Raw genomic sequence first — 23,819 nt, forward strand, 5'->3', positions numbered from 1 at the left:
GCTCAGCCCTCCCGTCCGCCGGGTTCCGAAGGCGGCGCGAGCCCGGCGAGGTAGGTGGTGCGCGGCCGCGTGTTGAGGTGGCCGAGCAGCGCGTATTCCCGGGGATCCCGGCGCGCGGCCGAGACGTGGCTCCCCGGATCGGCGACGTTGCCGAAGGTGATCGCCCGGGTCGGGCAGGCGCCCTGGCAGGCGGTCTCGACGGCGCCGTCCGGAATCGGGGCGTGGGCGTCCTTGGCGGAGGCGATCCGCGCCGCCGTGATCCGCTGGATGCAGTAGGTGCACTTCTCCATGACGCCGCGGGCGCGGACCGTCACCTCGGGGTTGCGCTGCTGCTGCTCCACCGGGGTCATGCCGCCGGTATAGTCGAGGTAGTTGAACCGGCGGACCTTGTAGGGGCAGTAGCTCTGGCAGGTCCGGGTCCCGACGCAGCGGTTGTAGACCTGCAGGTTCAGCCCCTCGCTGTCGTGGAGCGTCGCCTCGACCGGGCAGCCGAGTTCGCACGGCGCCTGCTCGCAATGCATGCAGGGCACCGGCTGGAAATGCGTGCTCGGCGCGTCGAGCTCGCCCGCGTAGTAGCGGTCGACCCGCAGCCAGCCCATCCAGCGCCCCAGCGCGACCTCCTCGCGGCCGACCACCGGGATGTTGTTCTCGGCCTGGCAGGCGGTGACGCAGGCATTGCAGCCGGTGCAGGCGTCGAGGTCGATGGCCATGCCCCATTGCGCCGCGACCCAGCGATCCTGGCTCTCCGGAGGCGGGTAGAACGAGGCGGGCGCCGGCGCGCCCTTGGGGTCGCCCACCGGCGCGGCACCGAGCGCCTGCACGCGGACGAGATCCTCGCCCTCCATCGTCCCAAGATGCTGGGTGGTGACCGGTACGCTGCGCCGCCCGGTCTTCGTCAGCCGGGCGCCTGCGAGCCGCCAGGACGCGCCGACAGGCCGGAGGGGCCCAGCATTATAGCCCAGACCCCGGGACAGGTGATCCGGCACGTCCCGGCCGTAGCCGAGCGTCAGGGTCACGGTGTCGTCGGCCTGCCCCGGCAGGATCCAGGCCGGCCCCTCGATCGCGCGACCCGCCGCCTCGATCCGCAGCACGTCGCCCGTGGCGATCCCCTCGCGCTCGGCAAGCCGGGGGCTCACCGCGATCACGTTTTCCCAGACCACCTTGGTCAGGGGCTTGGGCAGTTCCTGAAGCCACGCGAGGTCGGCATGGGTGCCGTCCCAGAGGGTCGGATCGGGGCGGAACAGCACCTCGATCCCGCCCGCGGGCGCAATGGGCGCGGGGGAGGGAGCGGCATTCTGCGTCAGCGCCACGGTCTCCGTCGGCCGCGCGCTGTCCGCCCAGAAGCCCCGGCGCAGGGCCTCAGAGAACCGGGCCTCGAAGGCGGCTTCGTCCTCACCGTCGCCGCGCCAGCGCACCTTGACCAGGGCGCGCGCGTCCTCGGCATCGCCGCCGCCCGCCAGGAAGGCCAGCATCTGCGGCAGGGTGCGGCCGTTATAGAGCGGCGCGATGGTCGGCTGGATCAGCCCCACGGTCCCGTCGAGGGAGCGGACATCACCCCAGGCTTCCAGAGGATGCGCGATCGGCAGGTGCCAATCGGCATGGGCGCCGGTCTCGTCGTAGTAGAGGCCGGCATGGATCTTGAGCGGCACGCGCTCCATCCGGGCGGCGAAATCGAGGGCGCCGGGCGCCTCGTAGACCGGGTTGGCGCCGAGCACGATCAGCGCCTTGACGGTGCCGCGCGCCATCGCCTCCGCGAGGTCGTCCAGCGTACCGGCGCCTTGCTCCGCGGCGGGCTCGCTATGCCGCAGGGTCGCGCCAGTATTGCCGAGGGCGTCGTTCAGACGGTGGACCAGCGCGTGCAGTTCGGGGCTCGCGGTCAGTCCCGCCGTGACGATGCCGGCGCCCCGCGCCCCGGCGAGGGCCGTGCCGGCCCCGCGCGCCCAGCGGGCGGCCGGATCGTCGCCCCCCGGCGCCGCACCGCCGCCGGCCATGCCCAGGAGATCACGGGCGAGATCCTCCAGGCGTCCGGCCGGGACCACGACGCCGTGATCGGCCTTGGCGCTGGTGAGTGTCGGGGTCGGGGCGGCGGCGTGGAGCGCGAGCAGGCGCCCATCCGCGTAGGCGGCGCGGCGCGCGTCGATCCAGCGCCGGGACAGGCCGACCTGCCCCGGGCCGAGATCCAGAAAATCGCCGTCGAGGGCCACGATGGTGCGGGCCCGATCGAACTGGGGAAGCGTCTCCAGCGGCCTTCCATAGGCCCGGCGGGCGCCCTCGTAGAGCCCGTCGCGGGTCGCGCCCGCGCCGACATGCCAGCGGAGCGCCGGGTAGGCGGCCCGCAGCCGGGCGATCTGCGCGGCGAGCGTGGGCGAGGTCACCGGGCCGGTCAGCAGGGCGAGCCTCTCACCCCGGTTCTCGCGCCACGCCGGCATCTGCGCCTGCAGGGCCGCGCGGAACGCGGCCCAGGAACTCGGCCGGCCGAGATGCTGCACCGCCTGCGACCGGAACGGGTCATAGAGCCCGAGCACGGAGGCCTGGGCCAGCACGTCGGTGCCGCCGCGGCTCCAGGGATGGTCGGGATTGCCCTCGATCTTCAGGGGCCGGCCGTTGCGGGTGGTGACGAGCACGCCGTTGCCGAAGCCGTCGAAAACGGCCGACGAGGCGTAGGCGAGGTCCGTCCCCGGCACGATCCGCTCGGGCTGGTTGACGTAGGGGACCTCGTAGTCGCGCCCGCTGCCGGCCCCGCAGGCGGTGAGCCCGCCGAGCGCGAAGGAGGCTGCCATCAGCTTCAGGAAGCCGCGCCGCTCCGGCGCCGCGGCGAGCCGGGCGGCGGAGGGAAACTCGGCCGCGAGATAAGACCGGAATTCCGGGCTGTCGGCCACGGCGTCGAGGCTGCGCCAGAAGCGCGGGCCATCGCCGCCGGAGAGCTTTTCGCGGAGTGCCGCGAGGTCGGGCGTACCGGTCATCGGTGGCAGATCCCGCACTCGGTGAGCCGCGCGCCGCCGCGGATATGGTATTGCTCGACGAGCTTCGGCCCCAGCGTCGCCTGATCGGCCGGCGGCTTCCAATTCATGTTCCAGACCTGATCGGGCGTGCGCACATACTTCTCCGGCGCCCGGTGGCAATCGAGGCAGAACTTCATCTCGAAGGCGTTGGCCCGATAGGTCATCTGCATCGAGGTCACGTCGCCGTGGCAGGTCGAGCAGCCGATCCCCTTCGTGACGTGCACGGAATGGTTGTAGTAGACGTATTGCGGCAGCTTGTTCAGCCGCTTCCATTCCAGCGGCTTGTCCTGCGCGTAGCTGTCGCGCACCGGCTTGAGCATGTCCGAGCCGGTCCAGATCTGCGAGTGGCAGGTCATGCAGGTATGGGTCGGCGGGATGCCGGCGGTGGCCTCCTTCTCGACCGTCGTGTGGCAGTAGCGGCAATCGACGCCGAGTTCGCCCGCATGGTGCTTGTGGCTGAACGGCACCGGCTGGGGCTGCACCACGCCCACGCCCGTCACGTAGTTCGAGCGCACGATGCCGGCGGCCAGCACCGGCACCCCGACGAGGCACGCGACACCGGTCATCAGCGCGAGCCGATAGAGCGCGTCGGCGCCAGGGGTGAAGAGCTGCGCCATCAGGCTCGCCCGCGCCGGAGGGCCGCCGGGATGTCGCGCTCGCTCTGCTCAAGCCGTCGCCGCAAGCCTCGCCCCACTCTCAGATCCCGGTCGCAAGCGGACCGCGCAACGCACCGCACACCTCAACCTAGAGCGCTTCCAGATCGGGGCTAGAACTTGGATTATGCGGACCGACATGTCGCACCGGTCTGAGCACGGCTCATAAAACTCTCGCTCACGGGCAACCTTTCGTCGGTTCGCGATAGCGCCGCGGGCGTTTTGCAAGAGGCACGGAAACCCTATCCGCCGCCGGTGCGAAGGCCTATGCCCGGGGCCGCTTCGATTGGACGCCGCGGACGATCACCCGATCCCCCGGAGACGCATGGAATCCGATCCCCTTCTCCTGACATGGCGTGCCGCACGGCGTCTGCACGGGGCCGCCGTGGCCCTCGCGGTCGGGATTGGCGCTCCGCTCTGCGCGCTCGCCATTCTGTGCCTGCGCGACCTCGTCGCGGTGCTGCCCCGCGACGATGCGCCGGTGCTGGCCTTCCTGCGGCTCACAATACCGTTGCAGGGCCGCGAACTCGTCCTGGCGCCAGGCCTGCCGATGCGGGCGGCCGGGCTCGAACTCGCGGCGTTCCTGTGCATCGCCACCTGTGCGGTGCTCCTGGCGGGCCTCGGATGGTGGGTGGCACGCCTGTGCTTCAGGGCCCAGACCCGCGCCGCCGATGCGGTGCGCGAGGGTGTCCTGCGGGCGATCCTCGACGCCCCGGCGGGCGCCCGTGACGAGGCGCGCAGCCTCGCCCGCCTCGTCGGCGAGGTGCTGGCGCGGGCCGACCGGCTGCTCGCCGCCGGGATCGTGCTGCCGGCGATGACGCTCGCCGCGCTGATCCTGGCCCTGGGGTTTGCCGCGCTCGCAGCACCCCGCCTGATCCCGGCCGCCCTGGTGGGCCTTGGGGCGGTCGGCCTCGCCTATGGGCTGGTGCTTGAACGTGCCCGGGACCGGCAGGACCTGCGCCTGCGCACCAGCGCGCGCGCCGAAGAGAACCTGAACGACCTCGTGCGCCGCCTTCCGGCCGTGCGCAACCACGGGGCGGCCGCCCTGGAGCGGCGGCGCATCGCGATCCGCGTGGTCGCGATGCGCGGCACCGTGGCGCGCGCCGAGGCGCGACTGGCCTATGCAAGGGCGCCGGCGCTCGCCCTGGCGGTGATCCTGCCGGCGATCGCGGTCGGCACGGCCCTGTGGCGGACGACGGGTCCGGGCGCGCCCCCGGCACCGCCGGTGGATCCCGCGGCCTTCCTGGCGGCGGTCGGCGCCTTCGGCCTCGCGGGCTGGCTCGCCGCCATCTGCGCGCGGCTCTGGACGGTGCGCCGCGCCGTGCGCCCGCGCCTCCGCGACCTCGCCCGCATCGTCGCTTCCCTCGAAGGCCGCCGGGCGCGGACCGGTGCCCCCGTGCCGCTGCCCCGATCGGGCCCGCTGGCGACCCAGGGGGTCGGCGCCTTCGACCCGGTCACCGGTGAGCGGCTGACCGGCGTCGACGTCGCGGTGTCCATGCCGGGCCATGTGGCGATCACCGGCGGCCGCGGCAGCGGCGCCCGGGCGCTGGCCGCGGTGCTCGCCGGGCAGGTCGAGCCGACCGCCGGCACCGTCACCTACGCGGGCACGGACCTGCGCGGCTTCGACCCCGCGGAGCGCGCCCGCCGCATCGCCTTCGCGGCGGGGGAGGCGATCCTGATGGCGGGCTCCCTGCGCCAGAACTTGCTCTACGGCACTGATCCGAGCAGCGCCCCCGACGACATCGCCCTCGTCGGGCTCTGCCGGCTGACCGGGCTCGACGGCTTCGTCTACGCCCGCGGCCTGACCGGGCGGCTCGATCCCGCGGCCCGGCCGCGGCTCGCGGCGGCGATCGTGGCGGCCCGCCGGACCATGCGGCAGGCGCTCGCCGCCAAGGGGGCCGAGCGCCTTGTCGAGCCGTTCGACCCCGATCGCTACAACCATCAGGCCAGCATCGGCGAGAACATCCTGTTCGGTGAACCCGTGGGCGGCGCCTTCGCGCCCCTGCGCTTCGCACGCCATCCCTACCTGCGGGCGGTGCTGGAGGCCGAGGGGCTGGTACGGCCGCTGACCGAGATCGGCCTGTCGGTCGCCCGCAGCACCGTGGAGATCTTCGCCGACCTGCCCAACGACCATCCCCTGTTCGACGCCTACTCGCTGTTCCAGGCCGCGGAACGGGGCTATTTCGAGGACCTCGTGGTGCGCCTGCCCGATGCCGGGGCGCTGCGCCGGGGCCCTGCGGGCCAGCGCGACCGGATGCGGCTGATCGGGCTCGCCCTGCGCTACAGCGAATCGCGCCACCGCTTCGGCCTGATCGACGCCGCCTTCGAGGCGCGGCTGGTCCAGGCCCGGCGCTCCTTCGCGCGGATGCTGCCGGCCCACCTCGCTGGTGCCGTCGAGTTCCACGATCCCCGCCGGGTCAACCCGGCCGCCAGCCTGGAGGAGAACCTGCTGTTCGGCCGGATCAGCCTCGGCGAGGCCAATGCCGAGCCGCGGGTGCGGGCCCTGGTGCGGCGCGTGCTCGCCGAGGAGGGCCTGGAGGCCGCGGTCTATGAACTCGGTCTCGACAGCAAGGTCGAGATCCAGCCGAGCACCGGCGCACTGGCGGACGGCGCGATCAACGCCCGGGAGCGGATGGCGATCGAGCTGGTCCGCTGCCTTGCCCGGGAACCCGACATCCTGGTGGTCGCGATCGCCGCCGACGAGCGCAAGGAGGGGCTGCACGATCGCCTCGCCGGACTGCGGCAGATGCGGGCCGGGCGCGGGCTGATCGTCTGCCTGCCGGGCGCCGGCGTGCTGGAGGAGATCGCTCCGTTCGATGCGGTGATCGCGGTGGAGAACAGCGCCGTGGTGGCGCCCCCCGCGGTTGACGTGGTCGCCGAGCCCGCCCCGGTGGCGTGAGCGCTCAGGGGTCGCGTAGGGCGGCCCTCACCACCCGCGGGAGGTCAGCCGGGCGCCATCGGATCGATGCGGGTCCCCTGCGAAGATTCGCCCGCGCGTCCGGGGTGGTCGGACGTCACGCGCGCCCGATCTCCGCAACCGCGCCCGCGTGGGCCCAAGGAGATCCCCATGAGAGTGTCGGTCCTGGCGGTGCTGGCGGCATTGAACGCAACGGTCGCCCTTGCCCAGGCAGGCGACGCGACCCTGGCCAGCGCGGGCAACTGGGACCTGAAACGCTCGGACAGCAGTGCGACGCGCGAAGCCGCGTGCCGTCTGACCCCGAAGACACCGTCTCGTATCCAGGTGACCAGGGACAGGCTGGTGGTCACCGGTCTGCCGAAAAATTCGATCTTCAATTATCAGTACCGAATAGACGACAAGCCTGCCTCGACCCCGGCGATTCCGACGAGCGCCATGCAGACCGATGGGATCATCGTCCTCGATGGCGACGCGCTGGCGGGGATTTTGAACGGCCATCGGTTTCAGATCCGCATCCTCGACAAATGGCACGAGGCGATTACGGAAGACGTCGATCTGTCCGGCCTGAAAGACCTTCACGGGAAGCTGGTTCAAGCCTGCCCATAGGGTCCCCGCGCGGTCGGCCGCCGGCTGTCGCGACGTGCCGGGGGCGTGCCGCGCTCAGTGCGGCCTGAGACGGGGGATGGCCTTCCGCAGACGCGCATAGCCGCGCGTGGCCAAGGGCCATGCAGCCTCGTCCCAGTCACGGCGAACCCGCAGGCAGCCGGCCGGGAGAGCATCGGCGGAGGGCCCGACCGGCGCCCAGGCCGTTACCAGCGGACACCCCGGGTCCCAGTCCGCCGGGACCAGGCTCGCCGGACAGCCGAAATGCGCTGCGGCCCGCTCCAGGGCGTCGGCCATCGCGGCCTCATCGGCCCCCCGCACGCGGTCGGACGCGCCCGGCGCATGGGCGACGTGGCCGCCGACCCGGACGATCCTGGCTTCGCCGAGCGGGAGGCTTTCCGGGTTCAGGTCATCGAGATGCAGGAGCAGCGCGGCGTCGCCGGCCGGCGCTGCATCGGCTCGCGGCAGCGGGACCTCCCGCGGCGGCGTAGCCTCGTCCAGCGGATCCGGATATTCGTCGAGGCCGACGGGATCGAAGCGCGCATCGGTATAGCGCCTGATATTCTCGGCCCGGGCGACATAATGCTTGCCGCGCGTGTGCAGGCCGGCCACCCAGCGCCACGACAGGGTGTTGCTCGCCGGATCGCCGTCGATCAGATGCGTCATGAAGAAGGCGGCCCCGAGCGCCCAGGGCAGGCGCAGGGTGAAGATCCAGATCGAGGCGAACCACATCCTTGCGTGGTTGTGCAGCCAGCCCGTTTCGACGAGGTCGTGGGCCCAGTCGTCGAACCCGTCGATGCCGGTCCGGCCCGCGATGGCGGCCTCGTAGGCGCGGCGCAGCCCCGGTTCGGCATCCAGCCGCCCGCGGTCCGCGGCGGCCAGCGACAGGAAACCGGTCCAGGCTCCGGGGTGGGTCTCGAGATGACCCTTGAAATAGGTCCGCCAGAACACCTCGGACACGAATTTGTCGCTTCCCCCGTCACCGAACGCGCTCTCGGCCGCGGCCACCACCTCGGCCTCGGTGATCAGCCTGCGGCGCAGGTAGGGCGAGAGCGCCGAGGTCGTCGGCTCCGCGCCCGCCCCGCGGTCGGTGTTGCGGGCGCCGGCGTAGTCGACACCCGCCTTGGCGAGGAAAGCGGACAGCCGGTCGAGCGCGGCGTCGCGGGTCATGGGAAAGGCGCGATCCATGCCGGTGAGCTAGGGCGGGTTACGGCGTGGCGGATGCGACCGATTCCCTGAACCTCAATCGCATCCAACGACGGGCATTGCGGGCGGGGACCGACCGAGACCGCAGCCTCACCGCCGCCGCAATAATCCGCCACCTCGGAAACCCGGCCCGTCCGGCGTCCTCCCGGCCGATCCAGTCCGGACGGTTCATGCCTCGAACGCCCTCGATCACCTACGCCACCGGCCTCGTCCTCCTGACGCTCTCGGCCCCCGCCGCAGCCCAGGCCGGCAAGGCCGAGGCGCCAATCCCGGCCGCGACCCTCGCGTTGATGGCCCAGAAGGGCGTCACCGCCGGCGCACCGGTGCTGTTCCGGGCCTATAAGAAAGAATCGGAGATCGAGGTCTGGAAGAAGGGCCCGTCCGGCTACGTCTTCATCAAGACCTTCCCGATCTGCCGCTGGTCCGGCCAGCTCGGCCCCAAGCGCAAGAACGGCGACCGGCAGACCCCGGAGGGGTTCTACACGGTGCCCAAGCGCCAGATGAACCCGAACTCGCACTATTACCTGTCCTTCGACGTCGGCTATCCGAACGCCTACGACCGGGCGCATGGCGGCACCGGCTCGGCCGTGATGGTCCACGGCATCTGCTCGTCGATGGGCTGCTTCGCCATGACCAACGGCACGGTCGGCGAGATCTACGCCATCGCCCGGGAGGCCTTGAAGGGCGGGCAGGCGGCGTTCCAGTTCCAGTCTTACCCGTTCCGGATGAGCGCCGAGAACATGGCCCGCCACCGGACCGATCCGAACATCGCGTTCTGGCGCGAGCTCAAGGCCGGGTCCGACCGGTTCGAGGCGAGCCGCGAGGAGCTTCAGGTCTCGGTGGTCGCCGGCCGCTACGCCTTCGCACCGTCCAGGAACCCCGCCGTCGAGGCGGCCGTGGCGACCCGACAGGCCGTCGAGGAGGCCCGGATCGCGGCGCTCGCCGAGGCGGGGGAGCCGGCCGTGCGCACCACCTATTCCGACGGTGGCCAGAACGCCTTCTGGGCGGCCTACACGGCCCGGGGCGGAGAGGTCGGCGATATCAGCCGGCCCGAGGCCCTGGCCTTTGCCGGGCAGGAGGTGGTGGTCGTGCCGGGTCACCGCGTCGCACGTCCGGTGCCGGAATCGGTCTGGAGCGCCTGGGCGGCGGAGTCCACCCTGTCGCCCCGGTGGATGGCCGGCTTCATCCCGGTCTACGCCCGCGCCGCGGATCCGTTCGGGGCGCTCAGTGGCCCGATTCCGACGCGCTACGGCGACGGCCTGCCCTCCTGGCTGACCGCCGGCCCCGGCGGACTCACCCTGGGCCACGCGACGCTCTCCGGTTCGACGTCCGGCCTCATCGCGTCGGCCGAGACCCCGTGAGGCATGCAGGAGCCGGCCGCGCGGCCCCATCCGTGTGCGCAGACGCACATCACAGCGGCGTGCGGCACACCAATTCATGGTACGGCAGGAGACGTGCGGTACTCTTCAGCCGACAGCCTGCCGTAATCATTGCACTCTTCCCGGAACGGCGACGGGGTTTCGATCGTAACGGATCGGGATCGACGTCCGCAGATTCGTGATCGCCATGTCCAATTCGTGTGGGCCGACCGTCCCGGCGGCCAATCAGGACCTCGTACTGCGCTTCTGGGGCGTCCGGGGCTCGACCCCGGTCAGCGGTCCGCAATACGTCGAGTTCGGTGGCAGCACCCCCTGCCTCGAGGTCCGGTGCGGCGAGCGCCTGTTCGTCGTCGATGCCGGCTCGGGCATCTACAATCTCGGCCAGGGCCATCGGACCGACCTGCCCCGGGAAGTCGACCTGCTGTTCAGCCACCTGCACCTCGATCACACGGCGGGGCTCCCCTTCTTCAAGCCCGCGGTGCTCGACTGCGACCGGGTGATCAACACCTATTGCGGCAATCTCGGCGGCGAATCGGCTGGCCCGACCCTCGACCGCCTGTTCGCGCCACCGCTCTTCCCGGTTACACTCGACAAGCTATGCTGCACCTTCAACCATCACGGTTTCGAGGCGGGCCAGACCCTGACCTTCCCGGACGGCACCCGGGTCGACACGATCGCGCTCAACCATCCGCAGGGCTCGGTGGGCTACCGGTTCACGCATGGCGGACGGCGCCTGTGCCTGATCAGCGACATCGAGCACAGCGACCCGTGGCCGGATCCGGCGCTCGCGGAGTTCGTCGCCGGGGCCGACCTGATGGTCTATGACGGCATGTTCACCGACGGCGAATATCCGACCTGCCGGGGCTGGGGCCATTCCACGTGGCAGAAGGGCGTCGAGCTGGCGCAGGTCGCGGGCGTGAAGGCGCTGGCCATCATCCACCTGCACCCGGCCCATTCCGACACGGTGCTCCGCGACATGGAGGCCGATCTCCAGGCCGAGATGCCGACCGCCTTCATCGCCCGCGAATCCCAGAGCATCACGGTCGGCGCGCCCCGGACCGTGAGCCGCCGGCCCAATGGTCGTCCCACCGTGGCGCGCGAGGTACGCCGCCGGGTCAGGGTCGCCTGATCAGGCCGAGTGACCGAGCGATCGGGCCGAGGCGCGGGCTTTACGGGTCCGGTTGAACCGGCCGAAGGCGAACAGCACGAACAGGGCGACGCCGATGGTCAGGATGCTCCAGCCGTAGTTGCTGATGAGCTGCGCATCGATCGGGTGGCCGATCCAGCCGAGGGCGACGAGCAGCCCGAAGACGGCGATCGCCGCTGAGACGAGCATCCCGACAATCATCACACGCACTCCGATGAATCGCGTCCGCGCCATCCGATGCGACGCGGAAGACCGGGAAATGCGCGGGACCGGCAGCCGTTCCGTGCCGGCCTCGGACGCGGATGAGTAAAAGCTGGGCCGTTCGGCCTGCGGAAGGGCTGCAAACCGCGATCGTCGTACAGCACCTGATTGCCACGCCCTCCAGCCCCGCTCTAAGTAGGCCCCGTTACGGCGCCCCGGGGCGCGCGCGGAGCCCGAGACCACGGCGATGACCGGCCCAGACAGCACGACCGCGAACACGATTGCGAACACCGCCCGGGACAGCGGGCCAGCCCCCCTGGTCGCCCCGGGTCCCCTGCGGCCGCAGGACCAGCTTGTGACGATCTACGGCGGCTCCGGCTTCCTGGGCCGGCACGTGGTCCGGGCGCTGGCCAAGCGCGGCTACCGGATCCGCGTCGCGGTGCGCCGGCCGGATCTGGCGCTGTTCCTGCAGCCCCTGGGTCAGGTCAACCAGATCGTGGCCGTGCAGGCGAATCTGCGCTACCCCGACTCGGTGAACCGCGCCGCCGAGCGCGCCGACGTGCTGATCAACCTCGTCGGCATCCTGCAGGAGACCGGCTCTCAGAGCTTCGCGCGGCTGCAGGTCGACGGGGCCGAGACGATCGCCCGCGCGGCGGCCCGGCAGGGCGCCCGGATGATCCACGTCTCGGCGATCGGGGCGGACCCGGCCTCGCCCTCACTCTATGCCCGCACCAAGGCCGAGGGCGAGGCGAAGGTCTTCGCCGTCTGCCCGAACGCGGTGGTCGTCCGCCCCTCGCTGATCTTCGGGCCGGGCGACGGCTTCTTCAACCGCTTCGCCGGGCTGGCCCGGGCGCTCCCGGTCCTGCCGCTCGCCGGCGGCCAGTCGCGCTTCCAGCCGGCCTTCGTGGGCGACGTCGCGGAGGCGATCGCCCGTGCGGTCGACGGTACGCTCACGGGCGGGAAGGTCTATGAGCTGGGCGGCCCGGAGGTGGGCACGCTGGAGCACTTCGTGCGCTACATGCTGAAGACCATCCGGCGCAAACGCGTCGTGGTCGATCTGCCCCTGCCGGCGGCGAAGCTCCAGGCCCGGCTGCTGGAGATCGCCGACACCCTGACCTTCGGCCTTCTGCCCGACACGCTCAAGCTCACCCGCGATCAGGTCATCCTGCTTCAGAACGACAACGTCGTCTCGGAAGCCGCCAAGGCCGAGGGCCGGACCTTTGAGGGGATGGGGATCATCCCGACCGCCGCCGAGGCGGTGGTTCCGGGCTACCTCTGGACTTACCGCAAGGCCGGCCAGTTCTCCACGGAGCGGGATCTGGAGCACCTGTCGGAGGTGCCCGACACGATGGCGCCGCGGCCGCTGGCGGCTACGTCACAGCACCGGCCCCAGACCGCCTCCGGCCCGGCGATCGGCGCCGATGCCGGAAGCTCGCCGGGCGCCACGCCGAGCGGCATGGGCGTGCGCTGGGGGACCCGGAAGCCGAGCTAGGTGGTGAGCCCCATCCGCATCCGCGCCGCCCTGGCTTGGACATGAGGCGCATCCTCGTCACCGGCGCCGCCGGCTTCGTCGCCGGGCACGTCCTGCCGCTCCTGGTTGCGGCGGGCGACCGCGTGGCGGGGATCGGCCGCGGATGCGCCCCCCGGCTGCCGGAGGGCGTGACCTACGAGACCGTGGATCTCCTCGACGAGGCGGCACTCCGCGGCGTCGTGGCCCGCTTCCGGCCGACCGAGATCCTGCATCTGGCAGGCCTCGCCTCGGTGGCGGATTCCGCGAGCGGGCCGGGGCAGACGTGGCGGGTGAACGTCAACGGCCTGATGAACCTCGTCGCCGCCGTCGAGGCCGTGCCCGGCTGTACGTTCTTCGACGTCAGTTCCGGCGAGGTCTACGGCAGCGCCTTCCTGGCCGGCCACGCGCTGACCGAGGCGGCCGAGCCGCTGCCGCGCAACACCTATGCCCGGTCGAAATGGGTCGGCGAGCAGCTCCTGCGCGATCTCCTGCCCCGGATCGGGGTGAAGCTCGTGGTGCTGCGGCCGTTCAACCATATCGGCCCGGGCCAGGACGAGCGCTTCGTGGTGGCCTCCTTCGCGGGCCAGATCGCCCGGATCGAGGCCGGTCTGGTGCCGCCCTGCCTGGAGGTCGGCAACCTCTCCTCCCACCGCGACTTCCTCGACGTCGCGGATGTGGCGCAGGCCTATGCCGACCTGATCAGACAGTCGGATTCGCTGAGGGACGGCAGCGTGTTCAACATCAGCTCCGGCGTGCCGCGGACGATCGCCAGCGTGCTCGAGGATCTGCGTACCCGCGCCCGCGTGCCCTTCGAGATCCGGGTCGCCCCCGAGCGGGTGCGCCCGGCCGAGATCCCGATGGCGGCCGGCGATGCCGGGCTTTTGCGCGCCATGACCGGCTGGCGGCCGCGCGTCGCCTGGGATGCCGCCGTGAACCGGGTGCTGGACGATGCAAGGGCGCGACTGGCGGCCGCGCACAGCGGTGGATGAGGCGGACCAGCGCCCCCGCTACCGCACCACCCCCTTCGCCTTGAGCGCGTCCTGCGCCTCCACCGAATACTCCAACTGCTCCGCCAGGATCTCCGCGCCCGAATCCCCGAGCCCGGGCGGCATCCGGCGCACCGGCAGGCGCCGCCCGTCGAGCCGGTAGGGCGGGGCGATGACGTGGGCATTGTCGGAGCCGCCGACCACGAGGCCGGCCTCCCGGGCGCGGTCGCAGGTCAGGGCCTCGCGCAGGCCCATCACCTCGCCGCAGGGAATGCCGGCGGCCCGCAGCTTGGCGATCAGCGGGCCGCGCTGCCATTGCGCCAGCGCGGCCTCCAGCACCGGGATGAAGGCGGAGCGGTTCTTCGAGCGGTCGAGGTTGGTGGCGAAACGCGGATCGGCGACCAAGTCCGGCCGCTCCAGCACCTGCTCGCAGAAGCGGCGGTACTGGCCGTTGTTGCCCACCGTGATCACCACGGGCCCGTCCGCCGCCTCGAACACCCCGTAGGGCACGATCGAGGGATGGGCGTTGCCGTAGCGGGGCGGATCGATGCCCCGGGCCAGCGCCTCCAGACCGTAATAGGAGGTCAGCGCCACGCCGCAATCGAACAGGGCGAGGTCGATCGCCTTGCCGCGCCCGGTGCGCTCCCGCTGGAACAGGGCCGCGAGCACGGCCTGGGCGGCGAACTGGCCGGTGAACAGGTCCACCGCCGCGACCCCGAACTTCAGCGGCGGCCCCCCGGCCTCGCCATTGAGCGCCATCACGCCGGATTCGCCCTGCACCACGAGGTCGTAGCCGGGCCGGCCCGCCTCCGAGCCGTCGGACGCATAGCCGGCGATGGAACAGTAGATCAGCCCGGAATTCTCCGCCGACAGCGCCGCGTAGCCGAGGCCGAGCTTGTCGGCACCGCCGGTCTTGAAGTTCTGCACCAGCACGTCGCTCTCGCGGGCGAGCGCCTTCACGATCGCCAGCCCCTCCGGCGTGGCGAGGTCGACGCCGATCGAGCGCTTGTTGCGGTTGACGCTGTCGAAATACGAGGTGTTGCCGGGGCTGGTCGGGACGCCCCAGTCGCGGGTGTCGTCGCCGCGCTCCGGGTGCTCGACCTTGATCACGTCGGCGCCGAGGTCGCCCAGCACCTGCGCGCACCAGGGCCCCGCCAGGACCCGGGACAGGTCGAGCACCCGGATCCCGGCGAGCGGCAGATCGTGAGCCGGATCAGCATCCATCGGAGAGGTCCTCGATACAGGGGGCTTGGCTCAAGAAAGTCCTGGTTTCAAAAGGTCTTCGACCTTTTGCGGGTCCAGGGCGGAGCCCTGGTGGGTTTGGGCGAAGCCCAACAACGGGGTTCCGCCCCGACACCCCGCCAAAGGGCTCGCCCTCTGGAAACCCCGTCTTCACGGCTCAAGCCCCCATCACGCCGTCGAGGCTGCGCACGGCCTCGATCAGCTTCGGACGCGCCACGTCCAGGAGGAAGCGCGCGTCGGTGATGACGGTGGGGGCACCGCAATTGACCGCCATGGGCGGCAGCCCGCCGCCTGGATGGAACCCGACCGCGATGGCGCAGACCGTCTCCTGCCACTCGCCGAACGAGGTGCAGCAGCCGATCTCCCGGTGCTCGTCCACCGCCCGGTCGAGGCTGGCCCGCAGGGCCGGCCAGGCCACGGGATCCAGCGCCTCCAGATCCTCGTAGAGGCCGGCGCGCTCCCGGTCGGGGCAGACCGCCACATAGGCCCGGCCCATGGCGCTGCGGGCGAGGGAGATGCGCGAGCCGGTGTCGAGGTTGAGCGAGATCGCCGCCGGGCCGCGCTGGCAATCGACGTAGCGCATGCTGAGCCGGTCGCGCACGCCGAGCCCGACCGAGGCGTTGGCCGCCTCCGCCACCGCCCGCAGGACCGGCCGGGCGATGGCCCGCACGTCGAGACCGCCGAGGGCCGCGGAGCTCAGCGCGATGGTCGCGGTGCCGAGCCGATAGCGGCCGAGCTCGGGCTCGTGCTGCAGGTAGCCGAGCTTGGTCAGCGTGTAGGTGAGCCGCGACACGGTGGAGCGCGGCAGGCCGCAGGCCTCGGCGATGTCGTGGTTGGCAAGGCTCGTCCGGCCCGGGCCGAAGCAGGCGAGCACCGCCAGCCCCCGGGCCAAAGCCGTGACGAAGTGGCGATCCTCCTTGGGGCCGGCCCCGGCGGCATCGGGCTCGGCCAGCAGGGTCTGTCCGTCCCTCATCGGCGCAGGAACGCCGCGAAGGCCGCCTGCGCCTCCGGACCGCGGCGCAGCGCGTGGAACACCTCCGCCTCCTCGGCCAGCGTACGGGCGACGGGCTCGTCCTGGCCGCGGCGCAGGGCCCGCTTGGTCGCGGCGATCGAGGTCCGGGGGAGGGCGGCGAGGGACCGGGCCTTGGCGAGGGCCATCGCCAGCGCCGTCCCCTTGGGTACGGCAGCGTTGACGAGGCCGGCCGACACGGCCTCCGCGGCCGTGAACGGCTCGCCGAGCATCAGCAGCTCGGCGGCCCGCTTCGATCCGGCCGTCAGGGGCAGCAGGTAGCTCGATCCGCCCTCGGGACTGAGGCCCAATGCCGTGAAGGGCAGGCGGAACCGGGCGCTATCCCCCGCATATGCGAGGTCGCAATGGAGCAGCAGCGTCGTGCCGATGCCGACCGCGTGGCCCTCCACCGCCGCCACGACCGGCTTCGGGCAGGCGCGCAGGGCCTTCAGGAAGGTCAGGCCGGGGCTGTCGCCCCCGGTCTCGACATCCTGGAAATCCTTGAGGTCGTTGCCGGCCGTGAAGCAGCCGTCGGCGCCGGTGAGCACGACGGCGGCCACGCTCTCGTCTCCCGCCACAGCCCGGAAGGCTTCGGTCAGCTCCGCATAGGCGGCGCGATCGAGGGCGTTGCGCCGCTCCGGCCGGTCGATGGTGACCAGCCGGATCCCGGGCTCCGGCTCGGCGAGGCGGATGCTCACGGCGCGGCCTCGCTCGCGTAATCCGCCGACACCCCGGCCATCCGCGCCCGCGCCGCCGCGTAGTCCCGGGCGAGCCGCGCGACGAGGTCGGCCGTGGCCGGCGCGTCCGCGATGGTGCCGACGCCCTGGCCCGCCCCCCAGACGTCCCGCCACGCCTTCACGCTGGCGCTGCCGAAATCCATCGCGGTCTTGTCGCGCACCGGCAGCGCCTCGGGATCGAGCCCCGACGCGCGGATGCTCGGCGTCAGGTAGTTGCCCGGCACGCCCGTGAAGTAGGGGGTGTAGAGGATGTCGGACGCCGCGCTGCCGGTGATCATGTCCTTGTAGCCGGGGACCGCGTTCGCCTCCCGGGTGGCGATGAAGCGGGTGCCCATATAGGCGAGGTCGGCGCCCATGGCCTGGGCGGCCAGGATCGAAGCGCCCGAGGTGATCGCCCCCGACAGGATCAGCGGCCCGTCGTAGAACCGCCGGATCTCGCCGATCAACGCGAAGGGGCTCAGCGTCCCCGCGTGGCCCCCCGCCCCGGCGCAGACCAGGATCAGCCCGTCGACGCCGGCCTCCAGCGCCTTCTCGGCGTGGCGGACATTGGTGACGTCGTGGAACACCACGCCGCCATAGGCATGGACCGGGCGGATCACCGCGTCCGGCGCCCGCAGCGAGGTGATGATGATCGGCACGCGGTGCCGGACGCAGGCCTCGACATCCTGCGCCAGACGGTCGTTCGAGGCGTGGACGATCTGGTTCACCGCGAAGGGCGCAATTCTCTTCGACGGATCCGCCGCCCGGGCCTCGGCAAGGGTCTGGGTGATCCGCGTGAGCCACGCGTCCAGCAGCTCGGCCGGCCGGGCGTTGAGCGCCGGGAAGGAGCCGACCACGCCCGACAGGCATTGCGCGATCACCAGCTCCGGTCCGGAGACGATGAACATCGGCGCGCAGATCACCGGCAGGGCGAGCCGGCCGCGCAGGATCTCGGGCAGGCGCCCGGCGGTGGGCTGCTCAGGGAACCGCGCGGGACCGTCGCTCACCGCCCGTTCCCCACCTGAGCCTGACAGGCGCTCACGCCCCGATCGATGCCATGCACGGCGCTTCCCCTGCTTTCGAGAGCCCGGCGCACGTTCGCCTGACAGCGCCCGCAACCGAGTCTTGTTCAATGCGGTTTTGATGACACGACGCCTGGGTCACGGTCAAACCGGTTCGTGCAAATTGTTCCGCACTGCGGAATGACCTGTCAGGACGCGCGGATAGTCACCGTACGTTCTTGACGAGATCAGTTGCTCAGACCAACATCGCTCCGACAAGCAGACTGCGGTTCTGCATTGCAGAATACAAAAGGGAGTCCCGGGTGGTTCGTCAGGAGGTCGATGGCGGCGTGGCCGTGCTCACGCTCGCCAACCCGCCGGTCAACGCGCTCGGCGCCGCGCTGCGGGCGGCCCTCGACGGGGCCCTGGACCAGGCCATCACGGACGAGTCGGTCCGGGCCATCGTGCTGGCCGCCGAGGGCAAGGTCTTCGTGGGCGGGGCCGACATCACCGAGTTCGGCAAGCCGCAGCAGCCGCCGAGCCTGCCCGACATCCTGGACCGCCTCGATGCCAGCCCGAAGCCCGTGGTGGCGGCGATCAACGGCGTGGCCCTCGGCGGCGGCCTCGAACTGGCGATGGCCTGCCACGGCCGGGTCGCGGCGCCCGCCGCCAAGCTCGGCCTGCCGGAGATCAAGCTCGGGATCATCCCGGGGGCGGGGGGCACGCAGCGCCTGCCCCGCCTGATCGGGCCGGACGCGGCCTTCCCGATGATGCTCACCGGCGATCCGGTCTCGGCCGAGAAGGCCGCTGCGCTCGGCATCGTCGATGCCGTGGTGCTCGGCGACCTCGTGGCGGCGGCCCGCACCCGCGCCCTGGAGATCGCCGATTCGGGCCGCCTGCCGCGGGTGCGCGACCGGTCGGACAAGCTGACACCGGAGGCGCAGGAAAAATTCGAGGTCTTGGCCGCCGAGGCCACAAAGCGTGATCCCGACGCCACCAACGTCCACGCCCTGGTGCGGGCGGTGCGCGCCGGCCTGGATCAGGATTTCGATTCCGCCGTCGCGACCGAGCGGGCCGAGTTCCGCACCCTGGTGGAGGATCCCCGCTCGAAGGCCCTGCGCTACGCCTTCTTCGCCGAGCGGGAAGCGGCCCGGGTCCCCGGCCTGCCGAAGGACACGCCCCGGCGTCCCATCCACACGGCCGCGGTGATCGGCGCCGGCACGATGGGCGGCGGCATCGCCATGTGCTTCGCCAATGCCGGGATCCCGGTCACGGTGATCGAGACGGAGGAGGGCGCCCTGACCCGCGGCCTCGACCGGGTGAAGGGCCTCTATGCCGGCTCGGCCAAGCGCGGCTCGATCACCGAGGCGCAGCGCGACGAGCGGATCGGCCGGATCACCGGCGCGATCGGCCTGGAGAACGCCAAGGCCGCCGACATCGTCATCGAGGCGGCTTTCGAGGACATGGGCGTCAAGCGCGAGATTTTTTCCAAGCTCGACGGCATCGCCAAGCCCGGCGCCATTCTCGCCAGCAACACCTCCTACCTCGACGTGAACGCCATCGCGGCGGTGACCAACCGGCCGCAGGACGTGCTCGGCCTGCACTTTTTCAGCCCGGCCAACGTCATGCGCCTCGTGGAGGTGGTCCGGGCGGAAAAAACCGCGCCGGATGTGCTGGCCACCGCCCTGGACCTCGGCAAGCGGCTCAACAAGCTGCCGGTGACGGTGGGGGTCTGCTTCGGCTTCGTCGGCAACCGCATGCTGGAGCGCCGCAGCCGCGCCGGCGAGCGCCTGCTGCTCGAGGGCGCGCTGCCCCACGAGGTCGACGCGGCGGTGACCGGCTTCGGCTTCCGGATGGGGCCCTTCGCCATGGGCGACCTCGCGGGGCTCGATATCGGCTGGCGCTCGCGCAGGGATTTCGGCGGCCGGGCTCCGGTGGCGGATTCGCTCGCCGAGATGGGCCGCTACGGCCAGAAGACCGGCCGCGGCTTCTACCTCTACCCGGACGGCGCCCGCACCGGCACCCGCGACCCGGAGGTGAAGGCGCTGATCGCGCGGGTCGCCGCCGAGCACGGCATCGCGCGCCGCAGCTTCACGCCGGACGAGATCGTGGCGCGGCTGATGTATCCGATGGTCAACGAGGGCGCGCGAATCCTGGAGGAGGGCATCGCGGCCCGGCCGAGCGACATCGATACGATCTGGATCAACGGCTACAACTGGCCGGCTTGGCGCGGCGGCCCGATGCACTGGGCCGACACCGTGGGCCTCAGGTCCATCGCCGAAGCTTTGTCCCGCTTTGCGGCCGAGACCGGCGACGACAGCCAGGAACCGGCCCCGCTCCTGAAGCGCCTCGCCGCCGAGGGCGGCGGTTTCGCCGACTGGAAAGCGGCCTGATGCCGGCCCAAGCGCGATCCGTCGGGGCTTCGCCCCGACACCCCACCAAAGGGCGTGACGCCCTTCGGAAACCCCAGAGGAACCCGTCATGACCGACGCGGTGATCGTCGCGACTGCCCGCACGCCCATCGGCAAGGCGCATCGGGGCGCGCTGAACCTCACCCGCGGCGCCGACCTCGCCGCCCACGCGATCCGCGGCGCCCTGGACCGGGCGCGCCTGGAGCCCGAGACGGTCGAGGAGGTGGTGCTCGGCTGCGGCTATCCGGAGAACGCCACCGGCGGCAACGTCGCCCGGCACGCGGCCCTGGTGGCGGGCATCCCGGTCGAGTCGGCCGGTGTCACGGTCTCGCGCTTCTGCGCCTCGGGCCTGGAGGCGATCGCCAGCGCGGCCCGGCGGATCATCCTCGACGGCGTGCCGGTGGCGGTGGCGGGCGGCGTCGAGTCGATCAGCCTCGTCCAGCCGAAGGTGCAGCGGGAACTGACCCGCAACGCGTGGCTGGAGGCCCACCTGCCGGCGATCTACATGCCGATGATCGAGACCGCCGACATCGTGGCGGAGCGGTACGGCATCTCCCGGGAAGCGCAGGACCGGTTCGCCCTGGAAAGCCAGCGCCGCACCGCCGCGGCGCAGGAACGCGGGCTGTTCGACGACGAGATTGTCCCGATGTCCGCCGTCATGGCGGTGACCGACAAGGCCACCGGTGAGACCCGCGAGGTCGAGACCCGGCTCGCCAAGGACGAGGGCAACCGGCCGGACACGACCCTGGAGGGCCTCGCCAAGCTCAAGCCCGTGCGCGGGGAGGGCGCCTTCATCACGGCGGGCAATGCCAGCCAGTTGTCGGACGGCGCCTCGGCCTCGGTGCTGATGTCGGCCGACGAGGCGGCGCGCCGGGGCCTCGAACCGCTGGGCACGTTCCGGGGCTTTGCCTCGGCGGGCTGCGGCCCCGACGAGATGGGCATCGGCCCGGTCTTCGCGGTGCCGCGGCTGCTGGAGCGGCAGGGCCTGCGGGTCTCCGACATCGACCTGTGGGAGCTGAACGAGGCCTTCGCGTCCCAGTCGGTCTATTGCCGCGACACGCTGGGGATCGACCCCGAGAAGGTCAACGTCAACGGCGGGGCCATCGCGGTCGGCCACCCGTTCGGCATGTCGGGGGCGCGACTCGTGGGCCACGCCCTGCTGGAGGGCCGCCGCCGCGGCGCCCGCTACGCCGTCGTGACCATGTGCGTCGCCGGCGGCCAGGGCTGCGCCGGCCTGTTCGAGATCGCCCGGAGCTGAACCGATGGACCTGCGCTTCACCGACGAGGAAATCGCGTTCCGCGACGAGGTCCGGAACTTCTGCCGGACGGAGATCCCGGCGGAGATCCGGAAGAAGGTCTCTGAGGGGCGCAGCCTCTCGAAGGAGGATTACGTCACCAGCCAACGGATCCTGAACGCCAAGGGCTGGGCGGTGCCGCACTGGCCGCAGGAATGGGGCGGCCGGGATTGGACCTCGATCCAGCGCTACATCTACACGGAAGAGCTGTTCCAGGCGGCGGTGCCGCTGCCGCAGCAGTTCAACTGCTACATGTTCGGCCCGGTGCTGGCGACCTTCGGCCGGGAAGACCAGAAGGCGCGTTTCCTCCCCCGGGCCGCCAACCTCGACGACTGGTGGTGCCAAGGATTCTCCGAGCCCGGCGCCGGCTCCGACCTCGCCTCGCTCAAGACCAAGGCGGTGCGCGACGGCGACCATTACGTCGTCGACGGCCAGAAGACCTGGACGACGCTCGGCCAGCACGCCGATTGGATTTTCTGCCTCGTCCGCACCGACTTCGAGGCCAAGAAGCAGCGCGGCATCTCGTTCCTGCTCATCGACATGAAGAGCCCGGGCATCACCGTGCGGCCGATCCTCACCCTGGAGGGCCGGCACGAGGTCAACGAGGTTTTTTTCGACTCTGTCCGCGTGCCGGTCGAGAACCTGGTTGGCGAGGAGAACAAGGGCTGGGACTACGCGAAATTCCTGCTCGCCAACGAGCGTACCGGCATCGCGCGGATCGGGCTGACCAAAGAGCGGATCGCCCGGATCAAGCGGCTGGCCCGGGAGATGCCGGCCGGGCCCGGCACGATGTGGGACGATCCCGCCTTCCGGTCTCGCGTCGCCGAGGTCGAGGTCGAGCTGAAGGCGCTGGAGATCACCCAGATGCGGGTGGCGGCCAAGAAGGGCCGGGCGGATTCGGTGGAGCCGGATCCGGCCTCGTCGCTGCTCAAGATCCGCGGTTCTCAACTCCAGCAGGCGGCGACCGAATTGCTGGTGGAACTGGCCGGCCCGTTCGCGCTGGCCGCGCCGGCCCGCGGGGCCGGGGCCAACAACCTGCCCGGAGGCTTCGACTGGGTCGATGCGGCCGCGCCGAGCTACTTCAACAACCGCAAGGTCTCGATCTACGGCGGCTCGAACGAGATCCAGCACAACGTCATCGCCAAGGGCATTCTGGGGTTGTGAGCGACAGTCCCATCCCACCCACAGCCTCATCCTGAGGTGCCCGCGTCAGCGGGCCTCGAAGGAGCCCTCCAGCTGGCCGCGAGATCCCTGGAGGGCTCCTACGAAGCGGCTGCGCCGCACCTCAGGATAAGGGAGATTGGTGGGACGAACGCCGCTGCCGCGACCATCCGTGAGGGAACACCATGGATTTCGACCTGAACGAGGACCAGTCGCTCCTGCGCGACAGCGTCGAGCGACTGGCCGCCGATCTCTACCCGTCCCTGGAGAGCCGGCAGGCGCGGCTGAAGGCGCCGCTGGGCTTCCCCGCGGAGGGCTGGGCGGCATTGTCCGAACTCGGCATCCCCGGCCTGCCCTTCTCGGAGGAGGAGGGCGGGTTCGGCGGCGGTCCGGTCGAGACCCTGCTGGTCATGGAGGCGGTGGGCCGCAACCTCGTGGTCGAGCCGCTGCTGGCGAGCCTCGTCCTCGGCTCGACCGCCCTGCGGCTCGGCGGCAGCACGGCGCAGAAGGAGCGCCTCGTCCCCGGCCTCGTCGCGGGTGACCTGCGGCTGACCCTCGCCCACACCGAGCGCCAGTCCCGCTACGATCTCGCGGATGTCGCCACCACGGCCCGGCGCAGCGGCGACGGTTTCGTGCTGAGCGGCGCCAAGAGCGTCGTGCCGAACGCCGACGCGGCCGGGCTGATGGTGGTCTCGGCCCGGGTCTCGGGCGAGCGGCGCGACCCACACGGGATCGGCCTGTTCCTGGTCCCGACCGACGCCGCCGGCGTCGCCATCGAGGCCTACCCGACTCAGGATGGCGGAAGGGCGGCCGAGGTCTCGTTCTCGGATGTCACGCTGCCGGGCGATGCGGCCCTCGGCGATCCGGAGGGCGGCCTGCCGCTTCTGGAGCGGGTGGTGGAGCACGGCATCGCGGCGCTCGCAGCCGAGGCGGTGGGCTCCATGGACGCGCTTCACGAGCTCACCGTGGAGTACCTCAAGACGCGCAAGCAGTTCGGCGTCAGCGTCGGCTCGTTCCAGGCCCTCCAGCACCGGGCCGTGGACATGCTGATCCAGCTGGAACAGGCCCGCTCGATGGCGCTCTACGCCGCCATGATGGTGGACACGGCCGACGCCAGGGCGCGGGCCGCGGCCCTGTCAGCCGTGAAGGTCCAGATCAACAAGGCCTGCCGCTATGTCGGCCAGGAGGCGGTGCAACTCCACGGCGGCATCGGCATGACGCTGGAATATATCGGCGCCCACCACTTCAAGCGGCTCGCCATGATCGAGTACCAGCTCGGCGACACCGCCCATCACCTGCGCCGGATCACGCAGGACGAGAACGGCCTGCTGGCGGCGTAACCCCGGCGAACAAGGGGTTTCCAAAGGGCGAGCCCTTTGG

18 protein-coding genes are annotated in these 23,819 nt (G+C 71.5%); 10 read left to right on the forward strand and 8 right to left on the reverse strand.

The window, feature by feature from the left end; translation table 11 throughout:
- Positions 1 to 2: 2 nt before the first annotated feature.
- Both MKK88_RS11655 and MKK88_RS11660 read right to left on the reverse strand, forming a co-directional pair.
- Positions 3 to 2,963 carry a TAT-variant-translocated molybdopterin oxidoreductase gene (locus MKK88_RS11655; RefSeq protein WP_243999798.1) on the reverse strand — a complete coding sequence of 987 codons (2,961 nt, stop codon included), beginning with the start codon at positions 2,961 to 2,963 and terminating at the stop codon, positions 3 to 5.
- Positions 2,960 to 3,619, reverse strand: a complete 660-nt coding sequence (locus MKK88_RS11660; RefSeq protein ID WP_243999800.1) for a cytochrome c3 family protein — start codon at positions 3,617 to 3,619, stop codon at positions 2,960 to 2,962. The genes MKK88_RS11655 and MKK88_RS11660 overlap by 4 nt, the downstream gene beginning before the upstream one ends.
- Positions 3,620 to 3,980: 361 nt before the next feature.
- Here MKK88_RS11660 and MKK88_RS11665 point away from each other — a divergent pair, with 361 nt between their 5' ends.
- Positions 3,981 to 6,554 carry an ABC transporter ATP-binding protein gene (locus MKK88_RS11665; RefSeq protein ID WP_243999802.1) on the forward strand — a complete coding sequence of 858 codons (2,574 nt, stop codon included), beginning with the start codon at positions 3,981 to 3,983 and terminating at the stop codon, positions 6,552 to 6,554.
- Positions 6,555 to 6,722: 168 nt separating this feature from the next.
- On the forward strand, positions 6,723 to 7,178 hold the full coding sequence (locus tag MKK88_RS11670; RefSeq protein WP_243999804.1) for a hypothetical protein: 456 nt from the start codon (positions 6,723 to 6,725) through the stop codon (positions 7,176 to 7,178).
- 54 nt (positions 7,179 to 7,232) lie between these two features.
- On the opposite strand, the gene MKK88_RS11675 is transcribed toward MKK88_RS11670, so the two are convergent.
- Entirely contained in the window at positions 7,233 to 8,345 is a 1,113-nt protein-coding gene (locus tag MKK88_RS11675) for an FAD-binding domain-containing protein (protein WP_243999806.1), read from the reverse strand.
- A gap of 206 nt (positions 8,346 to 8,551) precedes the next feature.
- On the opposite strand from MKK88_RS11675, the gene MKK88_RS11680 reads away from it, so the two are divergent.
- Together MKK88_RS11680 and MKK88_RS11685 are read left to right on the forward strand one after the other, a co-directional pair.
- Positions 8,552 to 9,742, forward strand: coding sequence for a murein L,D-transpeptidase family protein (locus tag MKK88_RS11680; protein ID WP_243999808.1), 1,191 nt, complete (start codon positions 8,552 to 8,554; stop codon positions 9,740 to 9,742).
- 205 nt (positions 9,743 to 9,947) lie between these two features.
- The gene (locus MKK88_RS11685) at positions 9,948 to 10,889 is read left to right on the forward strand and encodes an MBL fold metallo-hydrolase (RefSeq protein ID WP_243999810.1); all 942 of its coding nucleotides are present in this window, start codon (positions 9,948 to 9,950) and stop codon (positions 10,887 to 10,889) included.
- Here the strand turns inward: MKK88_RS11685 and MKK88_RS11690 are convergent, their stop codons facing one another.
- Entirely contained in the window at positions 10,890 to 11,108 is a 219-nt protein-coding gene (locus MKK88_RS11690; protein WP_243999812.1) for a hypothetical protein, read from the reverse strand. It abuts the gene before it with no gap.
- Positions 11,109 to 11,355: 247 nt separating this feature from the next.
- Between MKK88_RS11690 and MKK88_RS11695 the strand changes: the two genes are divergently transcribed.
- Together MKK88_RS11695 and MKK88_RS11700 are read left to right on the forward strand one after the other, a co-directional pair.
- Entirely contained in the window at positions 11,356 to 12,600 is a 1,245-nt protein-coding gene (locus MKK88_RS11695) for a complex I NDUFA9 subunit family protein (RefSeq protein WP_243999814.1), read from the forward strand.
- Between the two features lie 41 nt (positions 12,601 to 12,641).
- Positions 12,642 to 13,607, forward strand: a complete 966-nt coding sequence (locus MKK88_RS11700) for a GDP-mannose 4,6-dehydratase (RefSeq protein ID WP_243999816.1) — start codon at positions 12,642 to 12,644, stop codon at positions 13,605 to 13,607.
- Between the two features lie 18 nt (positions 13,608 to 13,625).
- Here the strand turns inward: MKK88_RS11700 and MKK88_RS11705 are convergent, their stop codons facing one another.
- From MKK88_RS11705 to MKK88_RS11720, 4 genes are all read right to left on the reverse strand, one after another.
- A complete protein-coding gene (locus tag MKK88_RS11705) occupies positions 13,626 to 14,828 on the reverse strand; it encodes a CaiB/BaiF CoA transferase family protein (RefSeq protein ID WP_243999818.1) in 1,203 nt (400 codons plus the stop codon).
- Between the two features lie 175 nt (positions 14,829 to 15,003).
- Positions 15,004 to 15,819 (reverse strand): IclR family transcriptional regulator, encoded by an 816-nt coding sequence (locus MKK88_RS11710; RefSeq protein ID WP_243999820.1) that lies wholly within the window; start codon positions 15,817 to 15,819, stop codon positions 15,004 to 15,006.
- Positions 15,816 to 16,553, reverse strand: coding sequence for an enoyl-CoA hydratase-related protein (locus tag MKK88_RS11715; RefSeq protein WP_243999822.1), 738 nt, complete (start codon positions 16,551 to 16,553; stop codon positions 15,816 to 15,818). Before MKK88_RS11715 ends, MKK88_RS11710 begins: the two co-directional genes overlap by 4 nt.
- Positions 16,550 to 17,578, reverse strand: coding sequence for an NAD(P)H-dependent flavin oxidoreductase (locus MKK88_RS11720; protein ID WP_243999824.1), 1,029 nt, complete (start codon positions 17,576 to 17,578; stop codon positions 16,550 to 16,552). Before MKK88_RS11720 ends, MKK88_RS11715 begins: the two co-directional genes overlap by 4 nt.
- Before the next feature lie 317 nt (positions 17,579 to 17,895).
- Between MKK88_RS11720 and MKK88_RS11725 the strand changes: the two genes are divergently transcribed.
- The 4 genes from MKK88_RS11725 (at position 17,896) to MKK88_RS11740 (ending at position 23,779) form a co-directional block, all read left to right on the forward strand.
- A complete protein-coding gene (locus MKK88_RS11725; RefSeq protein ID WP_243999826.1) occupies positions 17,896 to 19,965 on the forward strand; it encodes a 3-hydroxyacyl-CoA dehydrogenase NAD-binding domain-containing protein in 2,070 nt (689 codons plus the stop codon).
- An 88-nt stretch (positions 19,966 to 20,053) separates the two neighbouring features.
- Positions 20,054 to 21,241 carry an acetyl-CoA C-acyltransferase gene (locus MKK88_RS11730; protein ID WP_243999828.1) on the forward strand — a complete coding sequence of 396 codons (1,188 nt, stop codon included), beginning with the start codon at positions 20,054 to 20,056 and terminating at the stop codon, positions 21,239 to 21,241.
- 4 nt (positions 21,242 to 21,245) lie between these two features.
- Positions 21,246 to 22,442: an acyl-CoA dehydrogenase family protein gene (locus MKK88_RS11735; RefSeq protein ID WP_243999830.1), complete on the forward strand. Its 1,197-nt coding sequence runs from the start codon at positions 21,246 to 21,248 to the stop codon at positions 22,440 to 22,442.
- Positions 22,443 to 22,624: 182 nt separating this feature from the next.
- Complete coding sequence (locus tag MKK88_RS11740; protein ID WP_243999832.1) at positions 22,625 to 23,779, forward strand: acyl-CoA dehydrogenase family protein; 1,155 nt, start codon at positions 22,625 to 22,627, stop codon at positions 23,777 to 23,779.
- The last annotated feature ends 40 nt before the right edge of the window (positions 23,780 to 23,819 follow it).

This window comes from Methylobacterium sp. E-005 (assembly GCF_022829725.1).
In the GTDB taxonomy this organism is placed as follows: domain Bacteria; phylum Pseudomonadota; class Alphaproteobacteria; order Rhizobiales; family Beijerinckiaceae; genus Methylobacterium.

Excerpts from the sequence above, each read along its gene's own strand:
- MKK88_RS11705 (WP_243999818.1), bottom strand. The coding sequence starts at position 14,828 with ATGGATGCTGATCCGGCTCACGATCTGCCGCTCGCCGGGATCCGGGTG.
- MKK88_RS11665 (WP_243999802.1), top strand. The coding sequence starts at position 3,981 with ATGGAATCCGATCCCCTTCTCCTGACATGGCGTGCCGCACGGCGTCTG.
- MKK88_RS11690 (WP_243999812.1), bottom strand. The coding sequence starts at position 11,108 with ATGATTGTCGGGATGCTCGTCTCAGCGGCGATCGCCGTCTTCGGGCTG.
- MKK88_RS11660 (WP_243999800.1), bottom strand. The coding sequence starts at position 3,619 with ATGGCGCAGCTCTTCACCCCTGGCGCCGACGCGCTCTATCGGCTCGCG.
- MKK88_RS11675 (WP_243999806.1), bottom strand. The coding sequence starts at position 8,345 with ATGACCCGCGACGCCGCGCTCGACCGGCTGTCCGCTTTCCTCGCCAAG.
- MKK88_RS11670 (WP_243999804.1), top strand. The coding sequence starts at position 6,723 with ATGAGAGTGTCGGTCCTGGCGGTGCTGGCGGCATTGAACGCAACGGTC.
- MKK88_RS11680 (WP_243999808.1), top strand. The coding sequence starts at position 8,552 with ATGCCTCGAACGCCCTCGATCACCTACGCCACCGGCCTCGTCCTCCTG.
- MKK88_RS11685 (WP_243999810.1), top strand. The coding sequence starts at position 9,948 with ATGTCCAATTCGTGTGGGCCGACCGTCCCGGCGGCCAATCAGGACCTC.
- MKK88_RS11655 (WP_243999798.1), bottom strand. The coding sequence starts at position 2,963 with ATGACCGGTACGCCCGACCTCGCGGCACTCCGCGAAAAGCTCTCCGGC.
- MKK88_RS11700 (WP_243999816.1), top strand. The coding sequence starts at position 12,642 with ATGAGGCGCATCCTCGTCACCGGCGCCGCCGGCTTCGTCGCCGGGCAC.
- MKK88_RS11710 (WP_243999820.1), bottom strand. The coding sequence starts at position 15,819 with ATGAGGGACGGACAGACCCTGCTGGCCGAGCCCGATGCCGCCGGGGCC.
- MKK88_RS11730 (WP_243999828.1), top strand. The coding sequence starts at position 20,054 with ATGACCGACGCGGTGATCGTCGCGACTGCCCGCACGCCCATCGGCAAG.
- MKK88_RS11695 (WP_243999814.1), top strand. The coding sequence starts at position 11,356 with ATGACCGGCCCAGACAGCACGACCGCGAACACGATTGCGAACACCGCC.
- MKK88_RS11735 (WP_243999830.1), top strand. The coding sequence starts at position 21,246 with ATGGACCTGCGCTTCACCGACGAGGAAATCGCGTTCCGCGACGAGGTC.
- MKK88_RS11740 (WP_243999832.1), top strand. The coding sequence starts at position 22,625 with ATGGATTTCGACCTGAACGAGGACCAGTCGCTCCTGCGCGACAGCGTC.